This is a genomic window from Bartonella sp. AP88XZML (genome assembly GCF_042195565.1).
Classification (GTDB): Bacteria; Pseudomonadota; Alphaproteobacteria; order Rhizobiales; family Rhizobiaceae; genus Bartonella.
The window spans coordinates 1-2,262 of the sequence record NZ_JBHIOQ010000103.1 but is presented as its reverse complement, the minus strand read 5'-3'; the positions used below and the strand labels follow the sequence as shown (position 1 = coordinate 2,262).

The window sequence follows — 2,262 nt, the reverse complement described above, 5'->3', positions numbered from 1 at the left end:
AAATAACGGGGCGGGGGGCTGCTTTATAGCAAAAAAGCCGCGTCCTTTAAGACACGGCTTTTATTATCAAAACAGCTAGCGATCTAAATAAACGATTAAAATAACCAATCGAAATATAAAAGAACGTCTCTTTATTGCACAAAACGTATCAAAAAGCAAGCTGTTAAGTAAAATAAAAATGGGATTCACACTGTAGATTCAGTGATTTATAATTATCATTTATCAAATCAATTTAAATCATAATGAATAAAATGAACGCTGTTAAATTACCTTCTTTTCAAACAGAAGAACAATCTTCTTTTCGTCAACTGCCCCATAATATTGAAGCAGAGAAAGCTTTGCTGGGTGCTATCATTATCAATAATAATGCTCTTGATAGCGTTTCTGATTTTTTAAAAGCAGAGCACTTTTTTGAACCGTTGCATCAAAAGCTTTTTGATATCATTTCACAAATTATTCAAAATGGAAAAGTTGCAGATCCCATTACTATTAAGCCCTTTGTTGAAAATGATGTGAAAATTGGTGACATCACTGTATATAATTACGTGGTGCGTTTAGCTACCGAGGCAGTCACAATCATTAATACTAAAGATTATGGGAGCGTCATTTATGATCTGTTTATCCGACGCTCTTTAATTAACCTTGGCACTCAAGTTGTGAATAGAGCTTATGATGTTTCTGTAGAACTTACAACATCACAACAAATTGAAACTGTTGAAAATCAGTTGTTTGAGCTAGCAGAAAAAGGAAAATATGGGGGTGGGTTTGAAAACTTTGATACAGCCATTGCAAAAGCACTTAACATGGCAAGCGCTGCAAAAAAGCGTTCCTCACAGCTCTCAGGGATAGCTACCCATATCAAAACACTTGATGAAAAAATGGGGGGGTTACAAGCATCTGACTTAATTATCCTTGCGGGGCGCCCTGGTATGGGGAAAACCTCTCTGGCTACTAATATTGCTTTTAATATTGCCAATGCTTGCAAGCGTCATGATAACAGCCAAGCCAATGAAGGGGGTATTGTTGGTTTCTTTTCACTTGAGATGTCAACAGAACAGCTTGCAACTCGTATTATCTCAGAGCAAATAAAGGTTTCTTCTTCTGATATGCGCCGTGGTAATATCTCAGAAGAGCAATTTGCAAAAATTATTCACGCAATGCGTTCCTTACAAACAATCCCTCTTTATATTGATCAAACGGGTGGGTTGTCTATTGCACAATTGTCCGCTCGTGCAAGGCGTCTTAAACGACAACATGGTCTAGATGTCTTGATTATCGATTATATCCAACTCATGACAAGCGGTTCAAAACGTTCATTAGAAAATCGCGTTCAAGAAATTACAGCTATTACCACCGGATTAAAAGCACTTGCAAAAGAACTCAATATTCCCATCATCGCTCTCTCTCAACTTTCGCGACAAGTTGAAAACCGAACCGATAAACGTCCACAATTATCCGATTTACGTGAATCTGGTTCAATCGAGCAAGATGCCGACATTGTTCTGTTTGTTTATCGTGAAGAATACTATCTCAAAAATGAAGAACCAAAAGAAGGCACTGCTGAGTATAGCAAGTGGCAAGAGGCAATGGAGCAAGCCAAGGGTAAAGCCGAGGTTATTATAGCAAAACAACGCCATGGTCCGACAGGAATCGTTCCCCTTGCCTTTCAATCCGATTTTACACGCTTTAGTGATTTATAACATAATGTAAAACATTAAATAATTGTTATTAGCTAACNGATTTTAATTGGTCATTTAGGTGCCAATCCAGAAAGCAAAACAATGTCATCTGGCATCGAGGTGGTCAATTTTCGAATGGCAACGTCTGAGAGCTATACAGACAAGGCAACCAATAAAAGAATAGACAAAACCGAATGGCATTCCATAGTGGTGTTTAATCCACACTTGGCAAAAGTAGCTCTCCAGTATCTGAATAAAGGCAGCAAAGTTTATATCGAGGGACGACTACAAACTCGTAAATGGCAAGATAAAAACGGTGTTGATCGCTATGTAACAGAAGTCATATTGCCTCAGTACAAAGGCGAGTTAAAGCTTTTAGATGGCAAAAATGATGATAATCAAGATCAGTCATCTGCTTATGACAGAAGCATTTACAGACCTCTTGATACGCCCCATACCGTTATGAATGACAGTGTTCCTTTTTAAATAAAAGGCGGTGTTATGAAAAAAAATAAAAAAAGGGGACGCCCTAAAATAGCAGGGCAGGTAAGAGAACCAAACGGACGTATATCACGTGCAAAAG

2 protein-coding genes are annotated in these 2,262 nt (G+C 38.0%); both read left to right on the top strand.

The features are described from left to right. Nucleotides 1-251 precede the first annotated feature (251 nt). Nucleotides 252-1,700, top strand: coding sequence for a replicative DNA helicase (locus ACFIK2_RS09105; RefSeq protein ID WP_375677206.1), 1,449 nt, complete (start codon nt 252-254; stop codon nt 1,698-1,700). 39 nt (nt 1,701-1,739) lie between these two features. Next, a complete protein-coding gene (gene ssb / locus ACFIK2_RS09100) occupies nt 1,740-2,165 on the top strand; it encodes a single-stranded DNA-binding protein (protein ID WP_375677207.1) in 426 nt (141 codons plus the stop codon). The last annotated feature ends 97 nt before the right edge of the window (nt 2,166-2,262 follow it).

Coding starts and splice junctions, on each gene's coding strand:
- ACFIK2_RS09105 (WP_375677206.1), top strand. CDS start 252: ATGAACGCTGTTAAATTACCTTCTTTTCAAACAGAAGAACAATCTTCT.